The sequence below is a fragment of the Lactobacillus helveticus DSM 20075 = CGMCC 1.1877 genome, from assembly GCF_000160855.1.
Classification (GTDB): domain Bacteria; phylum Bacillota; class Bacilli; order Lactobacillales; family Lactobacillaceae; genus Lactobacillus; species Lactobacillus helveticus.
The window spans coordinates 257,973-261,261 of sequence record NZ_GG700752.1; the positions used below are offsets into that span (position 1 = coordinate 257,973).

General features: G+C 37.3%; 4 protein-coding genes and 2 pseudogenes. 4 read left to right on the forward strand and 2 right to left on the reverse strand.

Annotation, left to right across the window (positions count from 1 at the left end; genetic code table 11):
• Window positions 1-30 precede the first annotated feature (30 nt).
• Window positions 31-1,156: pseudogene (locus HMPREF0518_RS01190) on the forward strand (ArdC-like ssDNA-binding domain-containing protein).
• Between the two features lie 22 nt (window positions 1,157-1,178).
• On the forward strand, window positions 1,179-1,634 hold the full coding sequence (locus HMPREF0518_RS01195; protein ID WP_003625273.1) for an HIT family protein: 456 nt from the start codon (window positions 1,179-1,181) through the stop codon (window positions 1,632-1,634).
• Between the two features lie 50 nt (window positions 1,635-1,684).
• On the opposite strand, the pseudogene HMPREF0518_RS01200 reads toward HMPREF0518_RS01195, so the two are convergent.
• Both HMPREF0518_RS01200 and HMPREF0518_RS01205 read right to left on the reverse strand, forming a co-directional pair.
• Window positions 1,685-2,005 (reverse strand): annotated as a pseudogene (locus tag HMPREF0518_RS01200) (hypothetical protein); the annotation flags it as partial.
• On the reverse strand, window positions 1,968-2,576 hold the full coding sequence (locus HMPREF0518_RS01205) for a site-specific integrase (protein WP_003625277.1): 609 nt from the start codon (window positions 2,574-2,576) through the stop codon (window positions 1,968-1,970). The gene HMPREF0518_RS01205 and the pseudogene HMPREF0518_RS01200, both read right to left, overlap by 38 nt.
• A gap of 103 nt (window positions 2,577-2,679) precedes the next feature.
• Between HMPREF0518_RS01205 and HMPREF0518_RS01210 the strand changes: the two genes are divergently transcribed.
• Together HMPREF0518_RS01210 and HMPREF0518_RS01215 are read left to right on the forward strand one after the other, a co-directional pair.
• Window positions 2,680-2,958 (forward strand): plasmid mobilization protein, encoded by a 279-nt coding sequence (locus HMPREF0518_RS01210; RefSeq protein ID WP_003625288.1) that lies wholly within the window; start codon window positions 2,680-2,682, stop codon window positions 2,956-2,958.
• Entirely contained in the window at window positions 2,948-3,250 is a 303-nt protein-coding gene (locus tag HMPREF0518_RS01215) for a type II toxin-antitoxin system YafQ family toxin (protein ID WP_003572735.1), read from the forward strand. The genes HMPREF0518_RS01210 and HMPREF0518_RS01215 overlap by 11 nt, the downstream gene beginning before the upstream one ends.
• Window positions 3,251-3,289: the final 39 nt, after the last annotated feature.

Genomic DNA, 3,289 nt, shown 5'->3' on the forward strand with positions numbered 1-3,289 from the left:
AGAGTTTGTAGACGCCGAGGAGGGTTAATCATGCCAAGTAAAGTTGAAACTGAAAAATGGAAAAGGCAGCTTGTCGAAAATGCCGAAAAAGAAATTTTAAAACTAACTGATAGTGAAAAATTTAAAAGTTATCTTGATACCGTAGCAAAGTTTCACCGGTATAGCCAACGTAATATTGACCTTATCTATTCTCAAAATCCAAGTGCCAGCCAAGTTGCAGGCTTTAAAAAATGGCAGAATGATTTTAAACGATCAGTAAATAAAGGAGAAAAAGGGATCAGGATTGTGGCCCCCTATTATTAAAAAACTAACTCCAGAGGATCAGAAAAGGCTTGATACGAGCGAAGAAAAAGCCATAGTTGGTTATCGCTATATTCCAGTATTTGACATATCACAGACAAGCGGCGAACCAGTCCTAAGTGCTAAAGATTTTGTCAAAGAAAATTTAGCGGATCATAAAAACGTTACTAACCTATACAACGAACTCAAAAATTATTTGAATAACAATACTGATATTAAAGTCAGTGAAAAGAGATTGTCAGAACTTGGTGGCGCTAAAGGCTATTTTCAACCCAGCACTAATGAAATCGTCATTGGTGGCGATGAGCCCGACAATGCTTTGAAACTAAAGACGTTATATCACGAATATGCGCATAGCCAGCTACACGGCCTAAAATCAGCCTTTAAAGATCGCCCGCGAGCCTATCAAGAAACGCAAGCTGAAGCGGTCGCATATGTTGCCATGCAAAATATTGGCGTTGATACCAGCAACTACTCACTCGGTTACGTGGCCACCTGGGCCAAAGATAAAGCCGTAATCCATAGCGCTTTAAGTGAGATCCAGCAAGTGAGCAACAAAGTGATTGAACTTAGCGATGGCTTAACCAAACAATTAGGCTTACAAGAAGCCCCAAAAGAGCCTGCACATGATCTAAAAAAGCTATCAGCCCAGGATCTTAATAAGTCCTATCAAGGCTTGCAACAAAAAATTAAGCAAGCGACTGATCCTCAACAAAAATCAGAACTAAAAAACCAGTTAAATGATGTGCATCAGGAAATCAGTAATCGTGCCCAAAAACAGTTACAGGATTTCGTTAGACAAAATCCCAAGATCAAACAATCAAGGCAAGATGAATCCCAGCAATTAAAAAGATAGGATAATTAAAGGAGTATCTAAAATGATGAAATGGTATGAAAATCGAATTGCTTCTGCTATTAATGGAACCAACCCGATGGTTATGGCCGAATTAAAGGGCGGTTACGCAGTTTTTGGTGATGTACAGTTTTTGCCTGGATATTCTGTTTTACTGCCTAAAAGGAATGTTTCATCTTTAAATGAGCTGGATATAAGCGAAAGAATAGCCTTCTTAAGAGATATGAGCATTTTAGGAGATGCAATTCTTTATGCCTGCAAAGCCCAAAGAATTAATTACGATATTTTAGGCAATACTGACAACTTTCTGCATGCCCATGTTTTTCCAAGATACGAAACAGAAGATTATCAAAGATTAAAAAAGCCAGTTTGGTTATATAGTCCTGATCATTGGCATGATTCTAAGTATCGTTATAATCCTCAAAAACATGATCAATTAAGAAACAAAATAACCAGCTATTTGCTTAAAGTTAGTGATTAACCATCCATTAAAAATCCAACAAAATAAAAGGCAGAGGAACTAATTAAAGCTTAGTTCTCCGCCTTTTTGTCTGCCACATTGCGAATTTCTTGTCGTGGGATAAACCGATCAGCGTCAATCACAATATCATTGGCATTGTAGCCATGGATCAAGGTGGTGATATCTGGTAAATGGCGGTTGTTTTGGTCAACCGTTTTGAATTGAATGGTCACTGGTTGCTGACGCTGATATGCGTCCGCCAATACCTCGGTAATTACTGATAAGGATTGTTGCGGACGTGGAACGTATATTTCATTCAACTGCTGGTTCTGTTGGCTTAAAGCGGCAGTATGATCAGATAAATAGAACCCCTGCCATCTCATCATGCCCCGGTAATCCAAGATACGTTAAGATCATAGCTTCACTTGAATGGTTTAATAAATGCATCACTAAACCAATATTATAGTTTGACTGCGTATAGACCCGATAAGCGCCTGTTTTACGCATGGTATGCGTTCCTAGATAGTTAATTCCTAAAAGATCACCAACTCGTGCCATAATCTTATAAAACTGTTTCTCAGTAATAGGACGATCAGGACGAGAAGTTGAAGGAAATAACCACTCTGAATTCATATTTTGTTGGATTAGCCATGCAGATTCTAGTTTATGATCAAGCAGCCATTGACGATACAATAAAAGCTCTGTTTGAACTGGTTTAAGGTACAAGGTATTAGGCTTGCCTGTTTTTCGGTCGTGAATGAATGCATTTTGTTTAATAGAACCGTCCGGATTAAAAATATCGGCCAGCTTTAAGCCCATAACGTCACTCACTCGCAGTAGCGTCGCTTTCCCAACTTGAAAAATCGTATAGTTACGTCGGCCAGCTTTAAAGTTATTGAGTAACGTATCTTGAACCTCTTTAAGAACGTTTGAATCTTTGATGGGTAAGACAACTTGTTGCATAAGCTGTTAGTTCCTTTACTTTAAAATTAATTTAGTTGCAGAAAACCTAAAAATCGAATATTATAATGTAGTACGATAGTAAACTTAAAGGAGGCGGATTAGAATGAGTAATACTATTATTAAAAACAAGACAATTTCAACTCGTGTAACACCTGACATTAGTGAACGGGCTAAAGCTAATCTAGCAAAACAAGGGCTAACCGTTTCTGAGTATATACGCTTATCGTTAGTTAAAGCGGCCAATAATGAAGTTCGATTAGTCAGCTTTTTAGATTCTCCGGAAGCCCTAGCCGCTAAAAAAGAAGCAGAAACAGGGCAGGTCAAAAACATTGGTTCATTGACTGACTTTGAAGATTGGATCGATAAGTTAGATGCAAATTAAACAGACCAAATCTTTTGAACGTGAATTAAAAAAACTAGTCAAAAAGCATTTTCCAATAACTGTCTTGAAGCCTTGTTTAAAAGCAATTGTTGAACAAGATGTACTTGTTTTGAAACAGATTAAAGATCATGCATTAAAAGGAAATTGGCGTGGCTATCGTGAATTTCACCCTGCCAGATATGGAAACTATGGTAAAAATTATGACAACTGGATTGTTATTTATCAGCTAGATCATGATGAATTGATTTTGTTATTGGTAGCAACTGGCTCCCATGAAATCTTGAATCAATAGCTATAGTTTAGGGGTACTTATAAAAAAATAAATTAAAAT